The 23,827-nt window shown below is 70.5% G+C and carries 23 protein-coding genes and 1 tRNA gene; 6 read left to right on the top strand and 18 right to left on the bottom strand.

The features are described 5' to 3' along the window. From HAV40_RS34720 to HAV40_RS34750, 7 genes are all read right to left on the bottom strand, one after another. On the bottom strand, positions 1-310 hold a 310-nt coding region (locus tag HAV40_RS34720), incomplete at its 3' end, for a GTP-binding protein (protein WP_240935375.1). Then, complete coding sequence (gene cysD / locus HAV40_RS34725; RefSeq protein ID WP_166388538.1) at positions 310-1,236, bottom strand: sulfate adenylyltransferase subunit CysD; 927 nt, start codon at positions 1,234-1,236, stop codon at positions 310-312. The genes cysD and HAV40_RS34720, both read right to left, overlap by 1 nt. Positions 1,237-1,297: 61 nt before the next feature. Continuing rightward, positions 1,298-2,068: a 3'(2'),5'-bisphosphate nucleotidase CysQ gene (locus tag HAV40_RS34730; RefSeq protein ID WP_166388582.1), complete on the bottom strand. Its 771-nt coding sequence runs from the start codon at positions 2,066-2,068 to the stop codon at positions 1,298-1,300. A gap of 8 nt (positions 2,069-2,076) precedes the next feature. Then, entirely contained in the window at positions 2,077-3,720 is a 1,644-nt protein-coding gene (locus HAV40_RS34735) for a sugar transferase (RefSeq protein ID WP_166388539.1), read from the bottom strand. Positions 3,721-3,841: 121 nt separating this feature from the next. Beyond that, positions 3,842-4,438: an aminoacyl-tRNA hydrolase gene (pth, locus tag HAV40_RS34740; RefSeq protein ID WP_166388583.1), complete on the bottom strand. Its 597-nt coding sequence runs from the start codon at positions 4,436-4,438 to the stop codon at positions 3,842-3,844. 70 nt (positions 4,439-4,508) lie between these two features. After that, positions 4,509-5,147 (bottom strand): 50S ribosomal protein L25/general stress protein Ctc, encoded by a 639-nt coding sequence (locus tag HAV40_RS34745; protein WP_166388540.1) that lies wholly within the window; start codon positions 5,145-5,147, stop codon positions 4,509-4,511. Positions 5,148-5,549: 402 nt separating this feature from the next. After that, the gene (locus tag HAV40_RS34750) at positions 5,550-6,530 is read right to left on the bottom strand and encodes a ribose-phosphate diphosphokinase (protein ID WP_166388541.1); all 981 of its coding nucleotides are present in this window, start codon (positions 6,528-6,530) and stop codon (positions 5,550-5,552) included. Between the two features lie 227 nt (positions 6,531-6,757). Between HAV40_RS34750 and HAV40_RS34755 the strand changes: the two genes are divergently transcribed. Continuing rightward, positions 6,758-6,997, top strand: coding sequence for a LuxR C-terminal-related transcriptional regulator (locus HAV40_RS34755; protein WP_166388542.1), 240 nt, complete (start codon positions 6,758-6,760; stop codon positions 6,995-6,997). Positions 6,998-7,056: 59 nt separating this feature from the next. Here HAV40_RS34755 and glmU read toward each other — a convergent pair whose 3' ends face one another. From glmU to HAV40_RS34770, 3 genes are all read right to left on the bottom strand, one after another. Further along, positions 7,057-8,487, bottom strand: coding sequence for a bifunctional UDP-N-acetylglucosamine diphosphorylase/glucosamine-1-phosphate N-acetyltransferase GlmU (glmU, locus tag HAV40_RS34760; RefSeq protein ID WP_308441074.1), 1,431 nt, complete (start codon positions 8,485-8,487; stop codon positions 7,057-7,059). Between the two features lie 32 nt (positions 8,488-8,519). Beyond that, positions 8,520-8,591 (bottom strand) — tRNA-Gln (locus tag HAV40_RS34765). Between the two features lie 14 nt (positions 8,592-8,605). Next, complete coding sequence (locus HAV40_RS34770; RefSeq protein ID WP_166388543.1) at positions 8,606-9,316, bottom strand: helix-turn-helix domain-containing protein; 711 nt, start codon at positions 9,314-9,316, stop codon at positions 8,606-8,608. A 133-nt stretch (positions 9,317-9,449) separates the two neighbouring features. Here HAV40_RS34770 and HAV40_RS34775 point away from each other — a divergent pair, with 133 nt between their 5' ends. Both HAV40_RS34775 and HAV40_RS34780 read left to right on the top strand, forming a co-directional pair. Next, positions 9,450-10,436: an acyl-CoA desaturase gene (locus HAV40_RS34775; RefSeq protein WP_166388544.1), complete on the top strand. Its 987-nt coding sequence runs from the start codon at positions 9,450-9,452 to the stop codon at positions 10,434-10,436. 128 nt (positions 10,437-10,564) lie between these two features. Beyond that, complete coding sequence (locus HAV40_RS34780) at positions 10,565-11,170, top strand: TetR/AcrR family transcriptional regulator (RefSeq protein ID WP_239087006.1); 606 nt, start codon at positions 10,565-10,567, stop codon at positions 11,168-11,170. A gap of 3 nt (positions 11,171-11,173) precedes the next feature. Here HAV40_RS34780 and HAV40_RS34785 read toward each other — a convergent pair whose 3' ends face one another. The 6 genes from HAV40_RS34785 to HAV40_RS34810 all read right to left on the bottom strand — a co-directional run bounded on the left by HAV40_RS34785 (position 11,174) and on the right by HAV40_RS34810 (position 17,464). Further along, positions 11,174-11,668: a DUF4383 domain-containing protein gene (locus tag HAV40_RS34785; protein WP_166388546.1), complete on the bottom strand. Its 495-nt coding sequence runs from the start codon at positions 11,666-11,668 to the stop codon at positions 11,174-11,176. Positions 11,669-11,718: 50 nt separating this feature from the next. Next, a complete protein-coding gene (locus HAV40_RS34790; RefSeq protein ID WP_166388547.1) occupies positions 11,719-12,183 on the bottom strand; it encodes a DUF4383 domain-containing protein in 465 nt (154 codons plus the stop codon). 75 nt (positions 12,184-12,258) lie between these two features. Then, complete coding sequence (locus tag HAV40_RS34795; RefSeq protein WP_166388548.1) at positions 12,259-14,061, bottom strand: ABC-F family ATP-binding cassette domain-containing protein; 1,803 nt, start codon at positions 14,059-14,061, stop codon at positions 12,259-12,261. Positions 14,062-14,068: 7 nt separating this feature from the next. Beyond that, on the bottom strand, positions 14,069-15,025 hold the full coding sequence (locus HAV40_RS34800; RefSeq protein WP_166388549.1) for a 4-(cytidine 5'-diphospho)-2-C-methyl-D-erythritol kinase: 957 nt from the start codon (positions 15,023-15,025) through the stop codon (positions 14,069-14,071). A gap of 231 nt (positions 15,026-15,256) precedes the next feature. Then, entirely contained in the window at positions 15,257-16,114 is an 858-nt protein-coding gene (rsmA, locus tag HAV40_RS34805; RefSeq protein WP_239086993.1) for a 16S rRNA (adenine(1518)-N(6)/adenine(1519)-N(6))-dimethyltransferase RsmA, read from the bottom strand. A 9-nt stretch (positions 16,115-16,123) separates the two neighbouring features. Beyond that, the gene (locus HAV40_RS34810) at positions 16,124-17,464 is read right to left on the bottom strand and encodes a cytochrome P450 (protein WP_166388550.1); all 1,341 of its coding nucleotides are present in this window, start codon (positions 17,462-17,464) and stop codon (positions 16,124-16,126) included. 211 nt (positions 17,465-17,675) lie between these two features. Between HAV40_RS34810 and HAV40_RS34815 the strand changes: the two genes are divergently transcribed. Further along, entirely contained in the window at positions 17,676-18,029 is a 354-nt protein-coding gene (locus HAV40_RS34815; protein ID WP_166388551.1) for a DUF805 domain-containing protein, read from the top strand. A gap of 66 nt (positions 18,030-18,095) precedes the next feature. Here HAV40_RS34815 and HAV40_RS34820 read toward each other — a convergent pair whose 3' ends face one another. After that, positions 18,096-18,950 carry a TatD family hydrolase gene (locus HAV40_RS34820; protein WP_166388552.1) on the bottom strand — a complete coding sequence of 285 codons (855 nt, stop codon included), beginning with the start codon at positions 18,948-18,950 and terminating at the stop codon, positions 18,096-18,098. Positions 18,951-19,102: 152 nt separating this feature from the next. On the opposite strand from HAV40_RS34820, the gene HAV40_RS34825 reads away from it, so the two are divergent. Continuing rightward, positions 19,103-20,335 carry a hypothetical protein gene (locus tag HAV40_RS34825; RefSeq protein WP_239086994.1) on the top strand — a complete coding sequence of 411 codons (1,233 nt, stop codon included), beginning with the start codon at positions 19,103-19,105 and terminating at the stop codon, positions 20,333-20,335. On the opposite strand, the gene metG is transcribed toward HAV40_RS34825, so the two are convergent. Then, positions 20,332-22,107, bottom strand: a complete 1,776-nt coding sequence (metG, locus tag HAV40_RS34830) for a methionine--tRNA ligase (RefSeq protein ID WP_166388553.1) — start codon at positions 22,105-22,107, stop codon at positions 20,332-20,334. The genes HAV40_RS34825 and metG overlap by 4 nt on opposite strands. 124 nt (positions 22,108-22,231) lie before the next feature. Between metG and HAV40_RS34835 the strand changes: the two genes are divergently transcribed. Further along, the gene (locus HAV40_RS34835) at positions 22,232-23,734 is read left to right on the top strand and encodes a hypothetical protein (protein ID WP_166388554.1); all 1,503 of its coding nucleotides are present in this window, start codon (positions 22,232-22,234) and stop codon (positions 23,732-23,734) included. The last annotated feature ends 93 nt before the right edge of the window (positions 23,735-23,827 follow it).

Below are 23,827 nucleotides of genomic sequence, written 5' to 3' on the forward strand. Positions count from 1 at the left end.
TGTCGGCGATGATGAACTTGCGCCGAGGGGTCGCGAAGTAGCGGTAGGCGACGTCGATGGTGATGCCCTGTTCCCGCTCGGCGCGCAGGCCGTCGGTGAGCAGCGCCAGGTTCGTGTACTCGTCACCACGCGCCGCACTGACGGCTTCGACGGCTTCGAGCTGGTCCTCGAACAGCGACTTCGTGTCGTACAGCAGCCGGCCGATCAACGTCGACTTACCGTCGTCGACCGAACCGGCCGTCGCGAAGCGCAGCAGGTCGACCCTGGCCTCCGCACGGGCCTCGGACGTGGGCTCAGCAACAGCGGTCATCAGAAGTACCCCTCACGCTTGCGGTCTTCCATCGCCGCTTCACTGACCTTGTCATCACCACGGGTCGCGCCGCGTTCGGTGACCCGTGTGGCGGCGACCTCGGCGATGACCTTCTCGACCGTGTCGGCCTCCGACGCGACCGCCGCGGTCAGGGTCGCGTCGCCGACGGTGCGGTAGCGCACCCGGGCCTTGAACACGTTCTCGCCGGGCTTGGCGGTGATGAACTCGTTGACCGCGAACAGCATCCCGTCACGGTTGACGACCTCACGCTCATGCGCGTAGTAGATCGACGGCAGCGGGATCTCCTCCCGCGCGATGTAGTGCCAGATGTCCAGCTCGGTCCAGTTCGACAACGGGAACACCCGAATGCTCTCACCAGGGTGATGCCTACCGTTGTAAAGGCTCCACAGCTCAGGGCGCTGGTTCTTCGGATCCCACTGCCCGAACTCGTCCCGGAACGAGAACACCCGCTCCTTGGCCCGAGCCTTCTCCTCATCCCGACGCGCACCACCGAACAACGCATCGAACCGGTACTTGTCCACCGCGTCCAACAACACCGGCGTCTGAATCCGGTTCCGCGAACCACCAGCGGGCTCCGTCACCAGACCACGCGCGATCGCCTCCGGGACCGACGCCACGATCAGCTGCAAACCGAGTTCGTCCACCCGGCGGTCCCGGTATTCGAGCACCTCGGGAAAGTTGTGACCCGTGTCGACGTGCATCACCGGGAAAGGGATCCGGCCCGGAGCGAACGCCTTCTGCGCCAAACGCAGCATCACGATCGAATCCTTGCCACCCGAGAACAGCAGCACCGGCCGCTCGAACTCCGCCACCACCTCCCGCATCACGAAGACACTCTCGGCTTCGAGAGCGTCGAGGTGGGAGACCCGGTACGCAGCCGGCTGCTCAGACGCAGGCTGGATCATATCCAGACCTTTCCTAGTGAATTACTCGGGAATCTAACCTACACGCGGTCGCGCGTGCCGATCAAGAATGCTGTGACACGGCCGACAGCAGGTCAGCGGCCAGGTCGCGGCGGCAGACGATCAGATCGGGCAGGCTCGCGTCGGACTGGTTGTATATCAGCGGCGAACCGTCGATGCGCGACGTGAACAGGCCGGCGGCAGCGGCGACGGCGACCGGCGCGGCCGAGTCCCACTCGTACTGCCCGCCACCGTGGATGTACGCGTCGACCTCACCGGTCACCACTGCGGCGATCTTGGCACCGGCGGAGCCCATCGGCACGAGTTCCGCGCCGACCTGCTCGGCGACCGCGGCGAGGAAGTACGGCGGGCGGGTGCGGCTGGTCGCGATGCGGATCGGGCCGCCTGCGGCGACCTGCGGGGACAGCGGCGGGTACGGCGCGGCGGGCTCGCTGCCCAGCACGCGCTGCTGCGCGGGCAGGCCGACGGCCCCGGCCGCGAGCACACCCGTGGACTCGCCGGTACGCCGCCACAGGGCGACGTGCACGGCCCAGTCGGCGCGGCCCTGCTCGCCGAACTCGCGGGTGCCGTCGAGCGGGTCGATGATCCACAGCCGGTTGGCGGTGAGCCGGGCCGGGTCGTCGACGCCCTCCTCGCTCAGCACCGCGTCGGCGGGCCGCCAGCGGGCCAGCTCCGTCATGAGCAGGTCGTGCGAGCGCTTGTCACCGGCGGCGCGCAGGCCCGCCGGGTCGTCGAAACCGAGCTCGTCACGAAGGGCGAGCAGCAGGTCGCCGGCCTGTCGGGCCAGCCATACGGCGAAGGCGCCGTCTTCCACCGGGGGCATCAGTACGCTCCAGAGCTACGGGCAACGGCGGTCAGCGTACGCAGGAGTATGAGCAGGTCCATGGACATTGACCAGTTCTCGACATAGCGGAGGTCCAACCGGACCGCCTCCTCCCACGGCAGGTCGGATCGCCCGGAGACCTGCCAGAGTCCTGTCATCCCGGGCTTCACCGCCAGCCTGCGCCGCACGTCGTCGGCGTACGCGGCGACCTCGCGGGGCAGCGGCGGCCGTGGCCCCACCAGCGACATCTGCCCCAGCAGCACATTCAGCAACTGCGGCAGCTCGTCCAGCGAGTAGCGGCGCATCCATTTGCCCATCGCGGTCACCCGCGGGTCATCCCGGATCTTGAACAGCACTCCGTCGTGCTCGTTGAGATGCTTCAGCTCGGCAAGCCGCGCCTCGGCGTCGGTGTACATGGTACGGAACTTGTAGATGACGAACTCGCGGCCGTCCCTACCTACCCTGACCTGCTTGAACAGCGCCGGTCCGGCCGAGTCGATGCGCAGCGCCATCGCGATCACCAGCAGCAGCGGCGCGGACAGCACCAGCAGCAGCGCCGCCCCGGCCCGGTCCATCAGCTCCTTCATGACCCGGCTGCCGCCGGACAGCCGCGGATGTTCCACGTGCAACATCGGCAGCCCGTCGACCGGGCGGATGGTGGTGCGGCCACCGGCGACGTCGATCAGCGAACTGGCCACGATCAGGTCGATCTCGTCGCGCTCCAGCTGCCAGGCCATCCGGCGCAGCGCGTGCCCGTCCAGCTCGGGGCAGCTGAGCACGATCACGGTGTCGGCGCCCGCGGCGCGTACGGCGGGCGCGACGTCGTCGAAGGTGCCGTACACCGGCAGCCCTACCCGGCCGTCGCTGCCGCGCGGCACGCACGCGCCGACGACCTCCAGGCCGTGGAACCGTTCGCGGCACAGCTGCCGGGTCAGGCCGATGATGGCCAGCTCGTGCCCGACCACGATGGTCCGGCGCAGGCAGGAGCCGCGCTCGCGCCGCCGGTGCAGCCGCTTGCGGATCGCGAACCGGGTCACCACCAGCGTGCCGGTCGCGGCGGGCAGCGCGATGAGCACGTACGAGCGGGCGGTGGGCAGTTCGAGGGCGTACGAGCCGACGGCCGCGGTCGCGATCAGCCACAGCCCGCCGCGCATGACCCGGTCGTACTCCTGCGTGCCGACGTACAGGTAACGCTTGTCGTAGGCCCTGGTCAGCGCCAGCGACGCGAGCAGCGCGAACGGGAACGCCAGCGACAGCAGCACGTAGGTGCTGGTGTACGGCGTGATCGAGGTGCCGAAGCGCAGCATGTAGACGAGCACGCCCGCCGCCGCGCCGACCAGCAGGTCCGAGCCGAGCAGGGTACGCAGGTAACGCTGCTCCCAGCCCTTGCGGCGGTCCAGCACGCGCATCGGGGTGCCGATGTGGGTGCTGCCCCGGTGCAGTGGGCGGCGGCTCGCCGCGGGGCGGTTCGTCGGCGTCTGCGGGCGTACCGCGACCAGGCCCACCGGTGCGGGGCTGAACGGCGCGGGACCGGCGGGCGTGGGTGTCGCGGTGTACGACAGCGCCCCGGACGCGTCGATGTGCCGGTGGCGCTGCGGATAGGGCCGCGGGCCGCGCCGGTCGTCGTCTCGGCGCTGCTCCATGGAAATGCCCCCCGTCACGACCCGGCGACACCTGCGGCCTACGGAAATCGGGCAGGGCAGGTGCGCCTGACGGTTACAACGCGATAATGGGGCAAATGTGACGGCGGCGAGCTGTCGGGGATCAGGCGGTGTGGTACGTCTGCTGCGCCGCGGCCAGGCCGCCCTTGACGACCGCCTCCACCGCGTCCGCCGCCCGGTCCACGAGGAACTCCAGCTCCTTGCGTTCGGCGGTGGAGAAGTCGGACAGCACGAAGTCCGCCGGGTCCTGGCGGCCGGGCGGGCGGCCCACGCCGAAACGCACCCGCACGTACTCCTTGGTGGCCAGCGACTTCGTCATCGAGCGCAGCCCGTTGTGGCCGCCCTCGCCGCCGCCCACCTTCAGCCGCAGCTGCCCGTACGGAATGTCCAGCTCGTCGTGCACCGCGATGATCTGCTCCGCCGGAACCTTGTAGAACTGGCTCAGCGCCGCGGCCGGACCCCCCGACAGGTTCATGAAGGTCAGCGGCTTCACCAGGATCAGCCGGGGCGCGTCCACCCCGACGCCCAGCCGGGCCTCGGCGACGTCGGCGACGGCCTTGCGGTGCCGGCCGAACTTCACCCTCGTGCGCTCGGCCAGCAGGTCGGCGATGAAGAACCCGACATTGTGCCGGTTACCCGCGTACTGCGTGCCCGGATTGCCCAGGCCGACGATCAGCCACGGTGCGGCCTGCTCCATCAACACTCCCTGAATACACTCGTGGCGTCCTTCACGCTCTCACAGCATGAAGGACGCCACGGTCGAACGTGGATCAGGCCTCCGCGGCCACGGTCTCGGCAGCTTCGTCGGCCTCGGCCTCGGCGGCCTCCGGAGCCTCGGCGGTCTCGCCCTCGAGCTGCTCGGCGGTCGGCGCCGCGGACACGATGGCGACCATGGTGTCGGCGTCGACGGCCAGCTGCGAGCCCTTCGGCAGCTTGATGTCACCGGCGGTGACGTGCGAACCGGCCTCCAGGCCCTCGATCGAGGCCTCGACGAACTCCGGCAGGTGCAGCGCCTCGGCGATCAGCGAGATCTTGTCGTGCTCGTGCATGACCAGCGTGCCCTTGGCGGCCTCGCCGACCAGGTGCACCGGCACGTCGACGGTGACCTGCTCGCCGCGCTTGACGATGAGCATGTCGATGTGCTCGAAGGTGTCCTTCAGCGGGTCGCGCTGGATGGCCTTCGGCAGCGCCAGGGTCTTGGTGCCGTCGGGGCCGACGAGCTCGAACACGGTGTTGATGCCACCGTGGCGGATCGCGGCGGCGAACTCACGGGCCGGCACGGCGATGTGGCGCGGGGCCTCACCGTGGCCGTAGATGACGGCGGGCACGAGGCCCGCCCGACGGGTGCGACGCGCGCCACCCTTGCCGAACTCGGTACGCGGCTCGGCGCTGATCTTAACTTCAGACACGATTCATCTCCTGCTCAACGGGTCTCTGTCAGGCCGAGCGAACGAGGGCGCGCGGGGTGACATGACCCGGAGCACCGCGTCGATCACGGCGCCATCAACAGGCTTTTCGACCCGCAGGGCACCCTCGCCGTGGCAACCCGATTACTGTACCCGATCACTTTCGGTGATCCCCGCCGGGGCAACGCATGTCACCCCTCTCCCGCGTTTGAAACGCCAGCCCCACCCCCACCTGCCCGGTCCCGGCGACCCGGCCCCGGCGCGCGCGGGCAAGCCTCGCCTCACATAGACGCTGGCCTATCACATCGAAGAATTCGCGGTGAAATTCGATGTGATAGGCCAGCGTCGATCAGGAACAGGGCTCGGGCAACCCACCTGCGAGGGGAGCCGAGTGAAGGGGGCTCGTCAGCTGAGGCCGCCGAAGAGGGTGGTGACGGAGCCGTCGTCGAAGACCTCGCGGATCGCGCGGGCCAGCAGCGGGGCGATGGAGAGCACGGTCAGCTTGTCGAACGCCTTGTCGGGGCCGAGCGGCAGCGTGTTGGTGACGATGACCTCGCTGATGCGGCTGTTCTTCAGGCGCTCGGTGGCGGGGTCGGAGTGCACGGCGTGCGTGGTCGTCACGATGACGTCGGCCGCGCCGTTGTCGAACAGGATGTCCGCGGCCTTGCAGATCGTGCCCGCGGTGTCGATCATGTCGTCGACCAGGATGCAGGTGCGCCCCGCGACCTCGCCGATGACCCGGTTCGCGACCACCTGGTTCGGCTTGAGCGGGTCACGGGTCTTGTGGATGAACGCCAGCGGGCAGCCGCCAAGACGGTCGGTCCAGCGCTCACCGACCCGCACCCGGCCCGAGTCCGGCGACACCACGGTCAGCTCGCGGTGGCCGTAGTTGGCCTGTACGTAGTCGGCGAGGATGTCCATCGCGAACAGGTGGTCCACCGGGCCGTCGAAGAAGCCCTGGATCTGCGCGGTGTGCAGGTCGACGGTCAGGATGCGGTTCGCGCCCGCGGTCTTGAGCAGGTCCGCGATGAGCCGCGCGGAGATCGGCTCACGGCCGCGGTGCTTCTTGTCCTGGCGGGCGTACGGGTAGAACGGCAGCACCACGGTGATGCGCTTGGCCGAGCCGCGCTTCGCCGCGTCGATCATCAGCAGGGTCTCCATGATCCAGTTGTTCACCGGCTGGGTCATGGACTGGACGATGAAGGCGTCCGAACCGCGGACGGACTCCTTGTAACGGACAAACGTCTCACCGCTGGCGAAGTCATACGCCGTCGTGGGGGTCACCCCCACACCCAGCACCTCGCCGATCTCCTTCGCGAGCTCGGGGTAGGCCCGGCCCGAGAAAAGCATCAGATTCTTGCGGTTCTCAGTGACGATGCTGCCCATCGGCTTGCCGCCCCTTCACGATGGTCTGCGGTCAGTATCACCTTTTCGGTTCATCCTCTCCCGGCGGTTCGCCAACCAGCCAGCAAGGCCGTTCCCGGGTGCGACAGATCACGGACAGATCGCTTGCCTTCGAGTTCACGCAGCTGACATGAGGGTGCCTTGCCCGGTCCCACGGGCGGGCGCTACCTTCGTTAGGCACAGGTGTCCGCACAGAGAGGCTGCACCCGATGGCCCGGGACCGGTCCGGAGAACCGACGCTCGTACAGCGCCGGATCCTCCTGCTGCTCGCCGCAGGTTTCACCGTGCAGACGATCACGAAGCTGGTCTTCCTCAGCGAGCGCGCCGTGCACGACCACATCGCCAACCTCAAGCAGGCCACCGGCGCGAAGAACCAGTTCTCCCTCGGGGCCGAGGCCGCCAAGCGCGGCTGGCTCGAGGGCGAGGACGAGCAGCCCGAGCGCCGCTGACCCTGGCCCGCATACGAAAGAAGGCGCGACCCCGCGAGGGGCCGCGCCTTCTTTGATGTTCAGCCCTCTTCGGAGGTCGCCTGCTCGGCGCGCTCGGCAGCCTCGGCCGCCGCGCTGCCCGGACGCGACCGGCGCACCCAGCCCTCGATGTTGCGCTGGTGCGCCCGCGCCACCGCGAGCGCCCCCGCCGGGACGTCCTTGTCGATCACCGAACCGGCCGCCGTGTACGCCCCGTCGCCGATGCGCACCGGCGCCACGAACGTGGTGTCACAGCTCGTCTTCACGTGCGAGCCGATCACGGTGTGGCTCTTGGTGCTGCCGCTGTAGTTCGCGAACAGGTTGCCCGCGCCGATGTTGGTCTGCTCGCCGATCGTCGCGTCACCCACGTACGTCAGGTGCGGCACCTTCGTGCCCTCGCCCAGCGACGCGTTCTTGATCTCGACGAACGTGCCGACCTTGCCCTTGCGCCCGATCCGCGCCCCCGGACGCAGGTACGCGTACGGGCCCACGGACACGTTCGGGCCGATCTCGGCCTGCACCGCGTGCGCGCGTACGACCTGGGCCTGCTCGCCCACCACGGTGTCGATCAGCGTCACGTCCGGGCCGATCACGGCGCCGGTGGCCACGCTCGTCGCCCCGCGAAGCTGCACGTTGGGCTCCAGCAGCGCGTCGCGCTCGACCGTCACGGTGGCGTCGACCCAGGTCGTGGCCGGGTCGACGATGGTCACGCCGGAGCGCATCAGGTCCAGGTTGATCCGGTCGCGCAGCAGCGCCCGCAGCGACGCCAGCTCGGCCCGGTCGTTGCAGCCCAGCGTCTCGGCCGCGTCGCCGGCCAGGTGCACGCGCACCGGCGAGCCCTGTGTCACGAACAGCTCGAAGACGTCGGTCAGGTACTCCTCGCCCTGGTCGTTGTCGGTGGTCAGCTTCGCCAGCGCGGTCCGCAGCGCGGCCGCGTCGAACGCGTAGATGCCCGCGTTGATCTCGCGGATCGCGCGCTGCTCCGGGGTCGCGTCGCGCTCCTCGACGATGCGGGACAGCCCGCCGTCGGCGTCGCGGACCAGGCGGCCCAGGCCGGTCGGGTCAGGCACCGACGCGCCCAGCACGGTCGCCGCCGCGCCCGCCGACTCGTGCGCCTCGACCAGGTCCTGCAGGGTCTGCGCCCGCAGCAGCGGCACGTCGCCGTTGAGCACCACGACGGTGCCGTCCAGCTCGCCGAGCGCCTCGATCGCGATGCGCACCGCATGACCGGTGCCGTTCTGCTGCGCCTGCAGCGCGGTGCTCACGTCCGGCGCGATCTCGGACAGGTGCGCGGTGACCTGGTCTGCCCGGTTGCCGACGACGGCCAGGGTGCGCTGCGCGCCGAGCGGGGCGGCTGCGGTCAGCACGTGGCCGACCAGGGAGCGGCCGAGCAGCGGATGCAGCATCTTCGGCAGGTCCGACTTCATCCGCTTACCCTCGCCCGCCGCGAGAACGATCACCGTACGAGTCACGAGCTGCCCATCTCCTTACGTGGCCTTACTAGCTGGGGCGCCTGGACTCGAACCAGGACCGTCCAGATTCAAAGTCTGGTGAGCTGCCATTACTCCACGCCCCATCCGGCGCCAAAGCTTATCGTGGTTCGGCCGTGGATGCCGCACCGGTGCGACGGTCGAGTTCGTCGATGATGCCCTCGATCCGCCAGTAGAGTTCCCGCCTACGCCGCGCGGTCACCACTAGGCATCCGTGGTAGCCGTCACCCTGATTGTGCCGTGAGCTGGTGGGGTGATGCCGCTTGATCGTCGCTCTGCGGAAGCGCTCCAACGGCACGTCGAGTTCGGCCGCCCACCAGCGCGCCGCCTCATCCGAGTCGGCGGTTTCGTGAATGCTGACCCGATAGGTCAGCTCGTTGCGCTCGACGCCGACGGACTCCAGGAACGCGATGAAGATCCGCAGCAGGCGCGGATCCGTGTTGGTGATCGTCACCCGCCCGTCGTTCGCCCGCCACGGCTTCTCCTTGGTCCCCTCGCACCAGAAGATCACGGCACCGGCCAGGGCCAGATCCCGCTCGGTCAACTCGCCTACGACCGCCTGCCCGATACCCTGCGCCACCTGCCTGCGCTCCGCTGTGTGCACCCGGTGTGCGCCCCAGCGCGCGTCAGTCATGGCGCGCGAATGCGCCCGGCGACGCTCGGCCGCCGCGGCATCCGCATCGAGCGGCAGATGGCGCACCCATCGGAAGGCCGTGGAGCGGGCGACGCCCAACCTCGCTGCGATGTCGGGCACCGAGCATCCCGACTCACGCAGCACCACTGCTTGTTCGCGCAATTCCGTCTTAGCCACCCGATGAACTTAGAACGCGCGTACGACGTCGCCGGCAAATTCCCAACATCGGCACTGTCAAACTACGGTCCCGTAGGTTACGGTGTCGTAGGTAGCACAAAACATGCCTTCCACCCAGCTCCAGCGAGGTGCCATGACCACGACAGCCATCGACACGCCTACCGGCACCGCGCCTGCGCGCGGACAGAAGCCGCTGACCGAGGGAGCCCAGTCCAAGGGCACCTTGATCGGGCTCTGGGCCTTCGTGGTCCTGCCGTTCCTGGCGCTGTTCGCGGTCGTGCCCATCGCCTGGGGCGGCTGGCTGAACGTCACCGACGTGATCATCTTCGCGGTGATGTACGTGGTGACCGGGCTGGGCATCACCGTCGGCTACCACCGCTACCTGACGCACAGCTCGTTCAAGGCCACGCGCTGGCTGCGGGTGACGCTGGCGGTCTCGGGCGCGATGGCCGTGCAGGGCTCGCCGACCCAGTGGGTCGCCGACCACCGCCGCCACCACCAGTACTCCGACCTGGAGGACGACCCGCACTCGCCGTGGCGTTTCGGCAACTCCTTCAAGGGCCTGACCAAGGGCATGTTCCACGCCCACGTGGGCTGGCTGTTCGCCCGCGAGCTGTCCAACCGCGCCCGGTTCGCGCCGGACCTGCTGGCCGACAAGGACATCGCCAAGGTCGACAAGCTGTTCGGGCTGCTGTCGCTGACCACCGCGTTCGCCCCGGCCGTCGTCGGCGGTCTGGTGACCTGGTCGTGGCAGGGCGCGCTGACCGCGTTCTTCTGGGCGGGCCTGGTCCGGATCGGCCTGCTGCACCACGTCACCTGGGCGATCAACTCGGTGTGCCACGTGTACGGCGAGCGCCCGTTCGAGATGCGCGAGGGTGACAAGGCGTCGAACTTCTGGCCGCTGGCGATCCTGTCCTTCGGCGAGAGCTGGCACAACCTGCACCACTCGGACCCGACCTGCGCCCGCCACGGCGTGATGCGCGGTCAGATCGACATCTCGGCCCGGGTTATCTGGTTCTTCGAGAAGTTCGGCTGGGCGACGAACGTGAAGTGGCCCAAGGCCGACCGGCTGCAGGCGAAGATGCTCGACCGCGACGCCGAGCTGAAGCTGGCCCGTTGACCGTCGACACGACCGGCACCCCGACTCCGCCCTCATCCTCCTGGCAGGATGGGGGCGTGGCAGACGAACCCCGTGACGTCCGGCCGGCCCGGCAGACTGCCGCCCCGAAGACCGGCTCACGTGTGCGGATGAGTTTCTCCCAGCGCCGCGAGCAGCTGATCGCCGTGGGTCGGCAACTGTTCGCGGAGCGCGGTTTCGACGCGACCTCGATCGAGGAGATCGCCTCCCGCGCCAAGGTCTCCAAGCCGGTGGTGTACGAGCACTTCGGCGGCAAGGAAGGCCTGTACGCCGTCGTGGTGGACCGCGAGGTCACCTCGCTGCTGACCCGGGTCACCTCGGCGCTGACCGCGGGGCATCCGCGTGAACTGCTGGAGCAGGCGGCGCTGGCGCTGCTGGACTACATCGAGGAGGAGACCAACGGCTTCCGCGTGCTGGTGCGCGAGTCGCCGGTGATGTCCTCCTCGGGCAACTTCTCCTCGGTGCTCAACGACGTCGCGCATCAGGTCGAGCACATCCTCGGCGCGGAGTTCAAGACGCGGGGCTACGACCCGAAGCTGGCGGAGCTGTACTCGCAGGCGCTGGTGGGCATGGTCGCGCTGACCGGCCGCTGGTGGCTGGAGGTGCGCAAGCCGCGCAAGGAGACGGTGGCCGCGCACCTGGTCAACCTGTGCTGGAACGGCCTGGCGCAACTGGAGGCCAAGCCGGTCCTGCTGACCCGCAAGGGCGTCAAGTAACTCCTACTTGTTGGCGTGGGGCTTGACGGCGAACTTGTCGCCGGGGCGGGTGCTGTGGCGCAGCACCTCTTCGGCGATGGAGTCGGCCGGGGTGCCCGTCTTGCCGTACATCCCGGCGATCAGCATGATCGTGCCGAGGATGAACGAGACCACGCAGGTGGAGATCTCGAAGTTGAGCAGGTTCGCCGGGGTCTGCATGACCGTGAGCATGATGAGCCCGGCCAGCATGAAGACGGCGCCGCCGAAGATGTTGATGAAGTGGTCGATGTTGCGGCCGACGATGGCGCCGCCGAGCACGATCGCGCCGACGATGACGGACAGCCAGGCGAACGCGGGGTTGGTCTTCAGGCCGAGGGCTTCGATGTCGGTGCGGGCGAAGAACGGTTCACCGGCGGTGCGGATCGCACCGACGATGCCGAACGTCAGCAGGTACGCACCCGACAGTCCGGCCAGGAAGCGCCACTGGGGCCTTAGTCGGTGATTGACCGGTAGATGCATAGGCCCAGTGTCCCGCCGGGAGTGTCCCGGCGGGACCGATTCGCGGCAAATCAGGCCGGTACGCCGGCGCGGTGCTTCTCCTCGGCGGCGGCCTTCGCGGCGGGGCCGACCTTGACATACATCCCGGCGGTGAACAGGACCGAGCCGATGAGGTACGAGACGATGCAGGTCGCCATCGTGAAGTTGAGCACGTTCGAGTCGGTGTGCATCAGCGCCAGCATCGCGGTGCCCGCCAGCATGAAGCCGACGCCGACCCACATGTCGACGAAGCGGTCCACGTTGCGGCCGACGAGCGTGGCCAGCAGCACCGCGACACCGGCGGCGATGCTCGCGTACGAGAAGGCGGGGTTGGTCTTGAGGCCCAGCGCGCTGGACTCGCCCTGGTGGAACAGCGGCTCGCCCTGGCTGTCGAGGAAGCCGAGCACGCCGAACGCCAGCACGAACAGCCCGGCGAACAGGGCCAGCGCACGGTAGAGCGGGCGCAGCGAGTGGTTGACGGGCATGTGGGAAGCCATGTCGCAGCTCCGACGGTACGAGGGGTCAGGGGATGCGTGAGGCTATCAGGCCTCCCCTGACCCGTTTCCCGCCAGCTACTCGGAGATCAGCTCCGCGAGGTTGAGCCACTCGTCTTCCAGCAGCCCGCGCTCGTCCTGCAGTGCTTTGAGGCTCGCGTCGAGTTCGGCGATCTTCGCGAAGTCGGTGGCGTGCTCGGCCATCTGGGCGTGCACCTTGGCCACCCGCTGGTCGAGTTTGTCGATCTGCCGCTCGACCCGCGAGACCTCCTTCTTCGCGGCGCGCACCTCGGCCGCGCTGGGCCCGCCGGTGCGCTCGGCCTTCAGCTCCTTGACCGACCCGGCCGACGCGCCGCCGACCCGCGCGGCGTCGTGGTCGACGCGCTGGAGGTACTCGTCGACGCCGCCGGGCAGGTGGCGGATCTTGGCGTCGCCGAACAGGCCGTACACCTTGTCGCAGACGCGCTCGACCAGGTAGCGGTCGTGGCTGGCCACGATCATCGTGCCGGGCCAGGTGTCGAGCAGGTCCTCCAGCGAGGCCAGGGTGTCGGTGTCCAGGTCGTTGGTGGGCTCGTCGAGGATGAGCACGTTCGGCTCGCCGGCGAGCAGCCGCAGCATCTGCAGGCGGCGGCGCTCGCCACCGGACAGGTCGGCGACCGGGGTCCACACCCGCCGGTCGGTGAAGCCGAACACCTCGGCCAGCTGCGACGCCGACAGTTCCCGATCGCCGAGCTTGACCCGGCGGGCCACCTGCTCGACGGCCTCCAGCAGGCGCAGCTCGCCGGGCAGCTCCGCCAGCTCCTGCGACAGGAACGCGGGGCGCACGGTCTGACCGGCCCGGAAGCCAGGGGCGTCGGTGACCCGGGCCAGCAGCCGCAGCAGGGTCGACTTGCCCGCGCCGTTCGCGCCGAGCAGCGCGATCCGGTCGCCGGGGCCGACGTGCCAGGTGACGTCGTCGAGGATCAGCTTGGGTCCGGCGTACAGGGTGACGTTCTCCAGGTCGTAGACCTGGCGGCCGAGCCGGGCGGTGGCGAGTTTGGCCAGGGTGACCTGGTCGCGGGCCTCGGGCACGTCGGCGATGAGCGCGTTGGCGGCGTCGATGCGGAACTTGGGCTTGGAGGTGCGGGCCGGCGGGCCGCGGCGCAGCCAGGCGATCTCCTTGCGGAGCAGGTTCTGGCGGCGAGACTCGGTCACCGCGGCGACGCGTTCCCGTTCGGCGCGGGCCAGGATCCACGCGGCGAAGCCGCCGTCGTACGCCCGTACCTGCTGGTCGGCGACTTCCCAGATGTGGTTGCAGACCGCGTCGAGGAACCACCGGTCGTGGGTGACCACGACCAGCGCGCCGCGCAGGCTCTCGTTGAGGTAGCGGGCCAGCCAGTTGACGCCCGCGATGTCGAGGTGGTTGGTGGGCTCGTCGAGGATCAGCAGGTCGGTCGGGCGCACCAGCAGCGCGGCGAGCGCGATGCGCCGCCGCTCGCCGCCGGACATCGGCCCGACGGGCTGGTCGAGTCCCAGGCCGGGCATGCCGAGGCCGTCGAGGATGTTGCGGACGCCGGAGTCGCCGGCCCACTCGTGCTCGGCCTCGAACGCGGCGGGCAGCCAGGCGTCGCCCAGCACGACGTCGCGTACGGTCAGCTCGGGGGCCAGGTCCAGGGCCTGCGGCAGCGCGGACACGCGCAGGTCGCGGCGGTGGGTGACGCGCCCGGAGTCGGGGTCCTCGGCCTTGGTCAGCATCCGCAGCAGGGTCGACTTGCCCGCGCCGTTGAGGCCGACCACGCCGATCCGGTCGGCGTCGTCGAGCCCTAGGGAGACGTCGGTGAGCAGGGGACCGGTCGGGCCGTAGCCCTTGCCGACCCGGTCCAGATTGATGATATTGGCCATGGTGAGGTCAGCCTATCCGGGCGCCGTGCACGGCTCCGTACGCCTGCTGCACCCCGCGGCACAGCCCGGACTCCCGCAGCGCCTGGGCGAGGTCCGCCCCGTGGGCTTCGTCACGGGCCAGGAAGACGCAGGTCGGGCCACTGCCGGAGACGAGGCTGGCGAGCGCGCCCGCCTTGTCGCCGACGTCGAGGGTGTCGGCGAGCGCGGGCCGCAGGGACAGCGCGGCGGCCTGCAGGTCGTTGCCGAGTGCGGCGCCGAGCACCGCCGGGTCGCGCTGGCGCAGCGCGCTGAGCAGGTCGTCGCTGCTGTTCAGCGGGGCGGGGGCCGTGCCCGCGGCGCGCATGCGGTCCAGTTCGCCGTAGACCTGGGGGGTGGACAGGCCGCCGTCGGCGAACGCGACGACCCAGTGCCAGCGGTTGGCGCGGGCCAGCACCGGGCTGACCGCCTCGCCGTGGCCGGTGCCCAGGGCGGTGCCGCCGTACAGCAGGAACGGCACGTCGGAGCCGAGGGTGGCGGCGATGCGGGCCAGGTCGTCGCGGCCGAGGCCGGTGTTCCACAGCGCGTCCAGCGCGACCAGGGTCGCGGCGGCGTCGGCGGATCCGCCGGCCAGGCCGCCAGCGAGCGGGATCGTCTTGCGCAGGTGCAGCCGCGCGTGGGCGGGAACCTTGGCGGTGGCGGCCAGCGCGTGCGCGGCGCGGATGATCAGGTTGCTGTCGTCGAGTTCCAGCTCGCCGACGCCCTCGCCTTGCATGGTGAGGCTGAGGGTGTCCCCGGACCGGGCGGTGACCTCGTCGTACACGGAGATGGCGTGGTAGACGGTGTGCAGCTCGTGGTAGCCGTCGGACCGCAGCGGGCCGACCCCGAGGTGCAGGTTGATCTTCGCGGGCACTCTCACCCGGACCGGTCCTGACAAGGCTCCCGCCAGGTCATCGTCGTCGCCGCCGAGCGTCCACGCCTCTGTCACGCCGACCAGCGTACTGGCCCCACCCGGATCACCCGCCGCCGCAGCACCCCGCTCCCCCCACCCCTGCCCACGGCCCGCCCACACACTCCCCCGCCCCCCGCCTTATGTAGACGTTGGCCTATCTGGATGACGATTTCGTGATCGAACTCATCCAGATAGGCCAGCGTCTATGCAGCGCGCGTCGGGATGCGGCGGCGGGGCGGGGCAGTGGCGGGGCGGGGCGGGGGTGGGTCAGAGCTTCGCGGCGGCCAGGGCCGCGAAGGCGTGGACGTCGAGCATCTCGCCGCGGGCGGACGGGTCGATGCCCGCCTTGCGGAGCAGGGTCTCGGCGGCCGGGGCGCTGCCTGCCCAGCCCGCCAGTGCGGCGCGCAGGGTCTTGCGGCGCTGGGCGAACGCCGCGTCGACGACGGCGAACACCGCGTCGCGGGGCACGTCGTCGCGGGGCGGTTCGCGGCGGGTGAACGAGACCAGGCCGGAGTCCACGTTGGGCACCGGCCAGAACACCGGGGGCGGCACCTTGCCCGCCTGGCGGGACGAGGCGTACCAGGCGAGTTTCACCGACGGGATGCCGTAGATCTTGCTGCCGGGCGCGGCGGTGAGCCGGTCGGCGACCTCCTTCTGCACCATGACCAGGCCGTGCCGGATGCCGGGCAGCTCGGCCAGCAGGTGCAGCACCACCGGTACGGCGACGTTGTACGGCAGGTTCGCCACCAGCGCCGTGGGGGGCGGGTCGAACTCCGCGGCGGTGACCCGCATGGCGTCGCCGTGGTGGATGGTGAGCCGGTCGACGAGCCCGGGGGCACGTTCGGCGGCGGTCGCGCCGAGCGCCGCGGCCAGCGGCGGGTCGATCTCGACCGCGTGCACGTGCGCCGCGTACGGCAGCAGCCCCAGCGTCAGCGAGCCCAGCCCAGGGCCGACCTCGAGCGCGACGTCGGCCGGGTCGAGTTCGGCGGCGGCGACGATGCGCCGGATGGTGTTGGGGTCGTGCAGGAAGTTCTGCCCGAGCTTCTTGGTCGGCGCGACGCCGAGCCGCGCGGCCAGCTCCCGGATCTCCGCCGGGCCGAGCAGTCTTGCCTGTTCAACGGTCACGCCATCAGGCTATCGGGCGGTGTCGGCGACGCGGCGCACCGTCATGCGCAGGCCGCCCTTGGGCCGGATGGTGGCCTGGCCGGACAGCTGCGCGGGCTGGTCGGAGACCGGTTCGAGGGTCACCCGGGGCACCAGCGTGGCGAGCACGAGGGCGATCTCGGCCTCGGCGAAGCGGTTGCCGACGCAGATGCGCGGGCCGTCCCCGAACGGCAGGTACGCCTCGCGGGCGATCTCCGTGCCCGGCGCGAACCGCTCGGGGCGGAACTGTTCGGGCTCGGGCCAGTACGCCGGGTCGGTGTGGATGACGTACGGGCTGAAGAACAGGATCTGTCCCGGCGTGACGGTGTGGCCGCCGAGTTGCGTCTCGACGAGCGGGGTGCGGTCGAAGATCCAGCCGGGCGGCCAGCGGCGCAGCGTCTCCTTGACGACCTGGCCGAGGTAGGGCAGGTGCGGCAGGTCGGCCATGGTGGCGGGGCGCTCGCCGAGCACCGCGGCGAGCTCGGCGCGCAGCTTCGCCACGATCTCCGGGTGGCGACCCAGCTCGTAGAACGCCCAGGTCAGCGCTGTCGCACTGGTTTCGTGTCCGGCGAAGAACATGGTCAGCAGCTCGTCGCGGATCTCGGTGTCGGTCAGCGCGGGACCGCCTTCCGGGTCCGTCGCGCCGATCAGCATGGAGAGCAGGTCGCCGCCGTCGCCGCCGCGCTCGCGGCGCAGCCTGATCAGCTCGTACGAGATCCGGTCCATGCGAGCCACGCTGGCCTTGCGCCACCGGTGGGTCCTCGTCGGCAGCCAGCCGGGCAGCAACCCGAAGGACAGCAGGTACGCGTTGAGCGAGTTGACGAAGTCGTGCACCGCGGCGAAGACCTCGTCGCCGTCGTCGTCCACGGTGAACAGTGACTGCCCGACGATCCGCAGTGTCAGCTGCGTCATCTCCTCGACGACCTCGACCCGCTGCCCGTCGGCCCAGGAGCCGAGCAGCCGCTGCGACTCGCCGACCATGATCTCGCCGTATCGCGCGATGCGCTGGGTGTGCAGGGTCGGCAGCACCAGGCGGCGGTGGCGGCGGTTCTCGGCGCCCTCGCGGGTGAGCAGACCGTCGCCGACGTGGCCCTGCAGCAGGCGGGTGGTGCGCCAGGACTTGGCGAACTCCTGCGGCCGCTTGACCAGCATCTCGTGTACGAGCAGCGGATCGGCGATCAGCAGCATGGACAGCGGGCCCATCCGCACCCGGCTCACCGGACCCGTGGTGCGGGCCGTGCGCTGCAGGAAACCGGGCATGTCCCGGTTCATCTCGCGCAGGTTGCCCAGCAGCGGCAGCCCTGGCGGCGAAGGGATCGTCTGCGTCGTCACATCGACGAGGTTAGACGTGCCCGGCGACACCCGGCCAGCGGCGGCGATCATCGGCCCGGCCCACGTGTCCTCGCCTGTGACGTAGCGGGTCGGCCCACGCGGTGAACCTGATCACCGGTCGGCCCGTTCTCTGTCGACCTTCAGCCCGTTGACGGTTGATCTTCAGCTGCCTACGTTCAGCGAACTTGACCTTCACGGGAGGAAATCGCAAGTGAGCTACTACCTGGACGTGCTGAAGAAGTACGCCTCCTTCGGCGGCCGCGCCCGCCGCAAGGAGTTCTGGATGTTCACGCTCATCCACGTCATCATCCTGTTCGCGCTCGTGGGCCTGTACAGCGCCACCGAGGTCAGCGCGTTCTACTACCTGTACATCGCGTACTTCATCGGCACCATCATCCCGACGCTCGCGGTGACGTGGCGGCGGCTGCACGACACCGGCCGCTCCGGCGGCTGGTACTTCATCTCGTTCGTGCCGATCATCGGCGGGTTCTGGCTGCTCGCCCTGCTGGTCGGCGCGGGCCAGCCGCAGGACAACTCCTACGGCCCGAACCCCAAGGCCGTCTGATCGCACCAGCGGCGCCCTGCTTCCCGGATCACCGGGGAGCAGGGCGTTCTCCATGTCAGGGAAGGCTCACCAGGGGCCGAAGACGCGCTCGCCGTTGGCGGAGATCGCGTGGCACATCTCGGCCAGCGGCATGCCCTTGGCCTCGGCGAGCGCCCGTACGGTCAGCGGGATCAGATAGGACGCGTTGGGCCTCCCGCGAAACGGCATCGGCGTCAGGTAGGGCGCGTCCGTCTCGACCAGGATCTGCTCCGGCGGGGTCAGCGCGGCGGCCGCGCGCAGTTGCGGGGCGTTCTTGAAGGTCACCGTCCCGGCGAAGGACAGCACGAAGCCGCGCCGCACGCACTCGGCGGCGAACGCCTCGTCGCCGGAGAAGCAGTGCATCACCACCGTCTCGGGCGCGCCCTCGTCGTCGAGCACCCGCAGGATGTCGGCGTGGGCGTCGCGGTCGTGGATGACCAGCGGCTTGCCGACCCGCTTGGCCAGGGCGATGTGCGCGCGGAAGCTGCGCTCCTGCGGCTCCAGCCCTTCTTCGGCCGTACGGAAGAAGTCCAGGCCCGTCTCGCCGATGCCGCGCACCCGCGGGTCCTCGGCCAGCGCCGCGATCTCGGCCAGGGCCGCGTCCAGGTCGGACAGCCGGGGGGCTTCGTTGGGGTGCAGCGCCACGGTCGCGACGACGGCGGGATACTCGTTCGCGCAGGCCACACCCCAGCGCGAGGAGGCCACGTCGACGCCCACCTGCACCAGGCGGTCCACGCCGACCTTGGCCGCAGCGTCGAGTTGGGTGGCCGGGTCGCCGCCGTCGCGCGCGACGATGTCGAGGTGGGTGTGGCTGTCCAGCACGGGGTGCGGCAGCGCCTCCGGGGCGGGCGGGAAGGACTCCCAGCGGCGTTCGGCGGCCCGCGCGGCGCGATCGTTGGTCACCAGCCCATGATCCCATCCGGCCGATCTCGCCCGGCGGGGCCGCCGGAACCGGTCGCGGACACCGCTCCTGCGAGGTCGGTCACCCTCCGCGCGGCCGTCTGTTCAGACCGTGTTCACCTGGGAGGCACGCGCGGAGATTAGCGTCAGAGTTCGTGACGACCGTCAATGACACCGAGCGCGGCACGGTCCTCGTGGACGGCCGTGCCTACGCCGCGGACGCGGTCGCCGGTGGCGCCGCGTACGAGCTGTTCAGCGAGGTGCCCGCGCCGGGGTTCCTGCGCCTGGACAGTCCCGCCCGGTGGCCGTACCACCGGTTCGTGCCGGCGACCGAGGTCGCCGCGGGCGCGCAGGAACTCGCCGCGACGCACCCGGAGTCGCCGCTGTGCGCGCCGCTGTCGCGGGCGTTGAGCTGGGAGCACGTGCACCGGCTCAGCCAGCGCCCGCCCCGCGACCGGCAGGCCGCCGAACTGGTCGGCACCGTACGGGCCAGCGCGACCGTGCGCCGGGGCACCCGGATGATCATGCCGCTGAACCCGACCACCGTCACGGCGCTGCTGCGCGGCCGCCTGCCGCACGGCTTCTGCTACCGCGAGTGGGACATCGCGCACCTGCGCACCCCCGCGGAGCTGGCCGTGCTCGGCGCGGGCGGCACCGGCGCGCAGGACCCCGCCGACGAGATCGCCTACGTGCTGCGCTGGCGGGCCGTCGACGCCCGCGACTACATGCCGTCGATCGGCGACGCGGTCGCCGGGCTGGTCGCCATGCCGCCGCACGACCGGGTCGGCGCGGCGGTGCTGGGCACCGGGTTCGCGCCCAGCAGCAGCGAGCTCATCCCCGAGTGGATCACCGCGGACTTCGCCGACCTGCCGCTGCCCGCGCACGCCGCCATCGTCGCGTACGTGCCCGACGGCACCGAGATCGTGCTCTACACCTTCCAGCCCGAGCAGCGGGGCTGGCTGCGCCTGGTCGGCCCGCAGTGGCGGCGGCTGCTGCACCCGCTGCGCGAGATCAGCGCGGACCAGGAGTACCTGCCGATCCCGCGCACCGAGACGGTGTTCAGCCGCCTGGTGGGCGCGTTCCGCGGCGAGGAGTACGAGGCCGTCGCCGACCCGCCGGAGGAGTTCCGGGTGCTGGCGATGAGCCGGGCGGCCCGCTACCCGGTGGAGACCCTGCTCCGGCGTACCCGCTACGCGCACTGGCGCGGCGCGCCCTGCACCGTGCTCGCGGCCGACAGCAACTGGGTCCGGCTGCGCCTGTGCCGCCCCGACCCGACGAACGTGGCCGCGCTCGGCGCGCAGTGCTACGAACGGGGCGTGTACGAGGCCTGGGCGCCGGCGACCGAGGTCACCGACGCCCAGGACGTCGACATCGCCTACCCGCTCTAGCTCTCCAGCCTGGCCAGCTCCTCGTCCACGATGGACGGGTCCAGCTTCTTGAAGACCGGCGTCGGCGCGCTCAGCTGCGTACCGGGGCGCAGCTCACGCGGCTCCCACTTCGCTCCGACGGTGTAGTCGCCGGTGAGGATCGGGTAGCCGGGGCCGCCGTCGAGATCGGACACCTCGACGATCTGCGGCATCGGCGCGTGCACGCCCTCGCCGCCGAGCAGCTCGTGGATCTTCTGCGCGGCGTGCGGCAGGAACGGCGTCAGCAGCGTGTTGCAGTCGGTGATCGCCTGCAGCGCGGTGTGCAGGATGGTGGCCAGCCGGGGCCGGTCCTCCTCCGCCTTGATCTTCCACGGCGACTGGTCGGACAGGTACTTGTTGGCCTCGCCGACGATGCGCATCGCCTCGTTGATCGCGGCCTTCTGCTTGTGGTTGCCCAGCAGCCCGCCGACGGTGGCGAAGCCGCCGCGCACCGTCTCCAGCAGCGCGGTGTCCTCCGGCGTGAGGTCGCTGGCCATCGGCACCGCGCCGAAGTTCTTCACCGCCATCGACACGGTCCGGTTGACCAGGTTGCCCCAGCCCGCGACCAGCTCGTCGTTGTTGCGGCGCAGGAACTCCGCCCAGGTGAAGTCGGTGTCGGTGGTCTCCGGCCCGGCCACCGCGATGTAGTAGCGCAGCGCGTCGGCGTCGTAGCGCTCCAGGAAGTCGCGCACGTAGATGACGACCCGGCGCGACGAGGAGAACTTACGGCCCTCCATGGTCAGGTACTCGCTGGACACGACCTCGGTGGGCAGGCCCAGCTCGCCGAGCTCGCCCGGCTTGCCGCCCTTGTTGCCCTTGCCGTCGTAGCCGAGCAGGATCGCCGGCCAGATCAGCGAGTGGAAGACGATGTTGTCCTTGCCCATGAAGTAGTACGACAGCCCGTCCTCGGACTGCCACCACTTTCGCCACGCCTCCGCGTCGCCGGAGCGGCGGGCCCACTCGATCGAGGCCGACAGGTAGCCGATGACCGCGTCGAACCAGACGTAGAAGCGCTTGGTGTCCCAGCCCTCCTTCGGGATGGGCACACCCCAGTCCAGGTCCCGGGTGATCGCGCGGGGCCGCAGGTCGGCCACCAGGTTCTTGGAGAAGCGCAGCACGTTGGGCCGCCAGCCCTCGCGGGTGTCGAGCCACGAGCCCAGCGCGTCGGCGAACGCGGACAGGTCCAGGAAGTAGTGCTCCGAGTCGACGAACTCCGGCGTCTCGCCGTTGATCTTCGACTTCGGGTCGATCAGGTCGATCGGGTCGAGCTGGTTGCCGCAGTTGTCGCACTGGTCGCCGCGGGCGCTGGTGTAGCCGCAGATCGGGCAGGTGCCCTCGATGTACCGGTCGGGCAGGCCCCGGCCGGTCGACGGGGAGATCGCGGCCTGGGTGGTCTTGGCGATCACGTACCCGTTGTCGTACAGCGCGGTGAACAGCTCCTGCACCACGGCGTAGTGGTTGCGGGTGGTGGTCCGGGTGAACAGGTCGTAGGCCAGGCCCAGCCCGTGCAGGTCCTCGACGATCATCCGGTTGTACTTGTCGACCGCTTCGCGGGGCGTGATGCCCTCGGCGTCGGCCTGCACCTGGATCGGCGTGCCGTGCTCGTCGGTGCCCGACACCATGAGCACGTCGTGGCCCGCCATGCGCATGTACCGGCTGAAGACGTCGGAGGGCACTCCGAAACCGGAGACATGACCGATGTGGCGCGGGCCGTTGGCGTAAGGCCAGGCGACCGCGGCGAGAACGTGACTCATGACTAACCAGCGTAGTGAAGGCTACCGCTGCCGCGCGAACCGGTTGTCACCTCGTACGACACGCCCGGCAAATCCCCTTGTCGGGTGTCCGACTGGAGTGAAATGACCAAGTATGAGGGATAACGTGGACAGCCTCGCGCACGATGAGCCCACCCAGCGGGCAGAGCCCGGCGCGCCCCCCGCCCGCGACGAACCGCTTCCCTCCCGGCCGAGCCGGCCTGGCACGCTCGTCGCGCCGCCGCCGCCCGGCCTGGTGGCCCTGCCGTCGTCCGGCGACACCGATGCCCCGTGGCGCCGCCCCGACGACCCGCCCCCGCCGCGCCGCACCGCACCCGACGCCGCGACCACCCCACCACCGGCTACCCACGACAGCCACGACGGCGCAGTCGGCCGAGCTGCGGGCCCGGACGGCACGACGTCGCCGGCCGACCCGGACGCCGCTGAACCGGATGCGGCGGTGCCGCAGGACCTCGTGGTCGAAGCCCCGGCACCCGTCGCCGTGCCCGGCCCGGCTGCCGAGCCGGAGCGGGCGGGCGAGGAGGTGGCACCACCGCGCGCGGACGGCGTCGTGGACGCGGACCAGACCGGCGAACCGGAGCCCGCGTACCCGTCGGAGCGGGAGAATCCCGCGTGGCTCGGCGAGCCGACCGGGCACTTCGACCTCGATCTGCCCGAGCCCGGCGGCCGCAACCCGTCCTGGCTCGGCGAGCCCACCCGCGCCGCCGACCCGGACGAGCCGTTCGACCAGTACGCGCTACTCGACGAACCACCGGCGGCCGGTGCCGTGGAGCGGCCCGCCACCGCACCCGGCCAGCTGCGTGGCGCGCGCGACGCCGTGACGGTGGACCTGGCCGAGCACGACGGTGAGGACGGCGACCTGCCCGATCCGCAACGCACCGCCGTCATGCCACGGGCGGCGGCCGCCTCCGCGTACGCCGCGCTCGGTCAGCCCGGGGCGCAGCGGCCCACGGTCGCGGGGCCGCCGCACGCGCACCCCGGGCTCTCCACGCCCACTGAGGCGTTCACCATGCCGGTGCAGGAGGTCCCACGGGAGAGCTGGATCGACCCGCGGCTGCACGGCGGCAGACGACGGCTGGAGGCCGCCCCGGCGCGCAAGCGGGCCAGGCGTCCCCGGTCGCCGCGCCGGGCCGGGATAGCGATGCCGCTGCTGATCCTGTTCGGGCTGGTGGCCGCGTTCTTCAGCTGGGTCAGCGCGGAGCCGCTGTGGCTGGCGGTGGGGCACGGCAAGACCGGCACGCTGACCGTCACCAGCTGTACGGGCAGCGGGCTGCTGCAGCGCTGCGTGGGCGAGTTCGCCACCCCGGCACGCGACTTCACCGCCGAGTCGGTCAGCGTGCTCGGCCCGCCCGGTCAGGCCGAAGGGCTGAGCGCACCGGCGCGCATGGTCGGGGCGGGCAGCCACCGGGCGTACGTCACCAACGGCACCGGCGGCCTGCACCTGCGCTGGATGATCGGCCTGTCGATCGTGATGTTCTGCTCGATCTGCATCGTCTTCGCCACCGGAGCCCTGCGCCTGCCGGAACGCCGCGAACGCCTCGCCGCCATCGGCCTTGCCTTCGCCGGCCCCCTCCTCATCACCATCGGCTTCCTAGCCGCCACCTTCTGACCACACCCCCACCCCATCTCCATAGACGCTGGCCTATTACATCGAGTATTTGTAGATCAAACTCGATGTAATAGGCCAGCGTCTATGGAAAAA

This window comes from Catellatospora methionotrophica (assembly GCF_011297335.1).
GTDB classification, from domain to species: Bacteria; Actinomycetota; Actinomycetes; order Mycobacteriales; family Micromonosporaceae; genus Catellatospora; species Catellatospora methionotrophica.

Excerpts from the sequence above, each read along its gene's own strand:
- cysD (WP_166388538.1), bottom strand. The coding sequence starts at position 1,236 with ATGATCCAGCCTGCGTCTGAGCAGCCGGCTGCGTACCGGGTCTCCCAC.
- HAV40_RS34735 (WP_166388539.1), bottom strand. The coding sequence starts at position 3,720 with ATGGAGCAGCGCCGAGACGACGACCGGCGCGGCCCGCGGCCCTATCCG.
- HAV40_RS34750 (WP_166388541.1), bottom strand. The coding sequence starts at position 6,530 with ATGGGCAGCATCGTCACTGAGAACCGCAAGAATCTGATGCTTTTCTCG.
- HAV40_RS34755 (WP_166388542.1), top strand. The coding sequence starts at position 6,758 with ATGGCCCGGGACCGGTCCGGAGAACCGACGCTCGTACAGCGCCGGATC.
- HAV40_RS34775 (WP_166388544.1), top strand. The coding sequence starts at position 9,450 with ATGACCACGACAGCCATCGACACGCCTACCGGCACCGCGCCTGCGCGC.
- HAV40_RS34780 (WP_239087006.1), top strand. The coding sequence starts at position 10,565 with ATGAGTTTCTCCCAGCGCCGCGAGCAGCTGATCGCCGTGGGTCGGCAA.
- HAV40_RS34785 (WP_166388546.1), bottom strand. The coding sequence starts at position 11,668 with ATGCATCTACCGGTCAATCACCGACTAAGGCCCCAGTGGCGCTTCCTG.
- HAV40_RS34790 (WP_166388547.1), bottom strand. The coding sequence starts at position 12,183 with ATGGCTTCCCACATGCCCGTCAACCACTCGCTGCGCCCGCTCTACCGT.
- HAV40_RS34795 (WP_166388548.1), bottom strand. The coding sequence starts at position 14,061 with ATGGCCAATATCATCAATCTGGACCGGGTCGGCAAGGGCTACGGCCCG.
- metG (WP_166388553.1), bottom strand. The coding sequence starts at position 22,107 with ATGAGTCACGTTCTCGCCGCGGTCGCCTGGCCTTACGCCAACGGCCCG.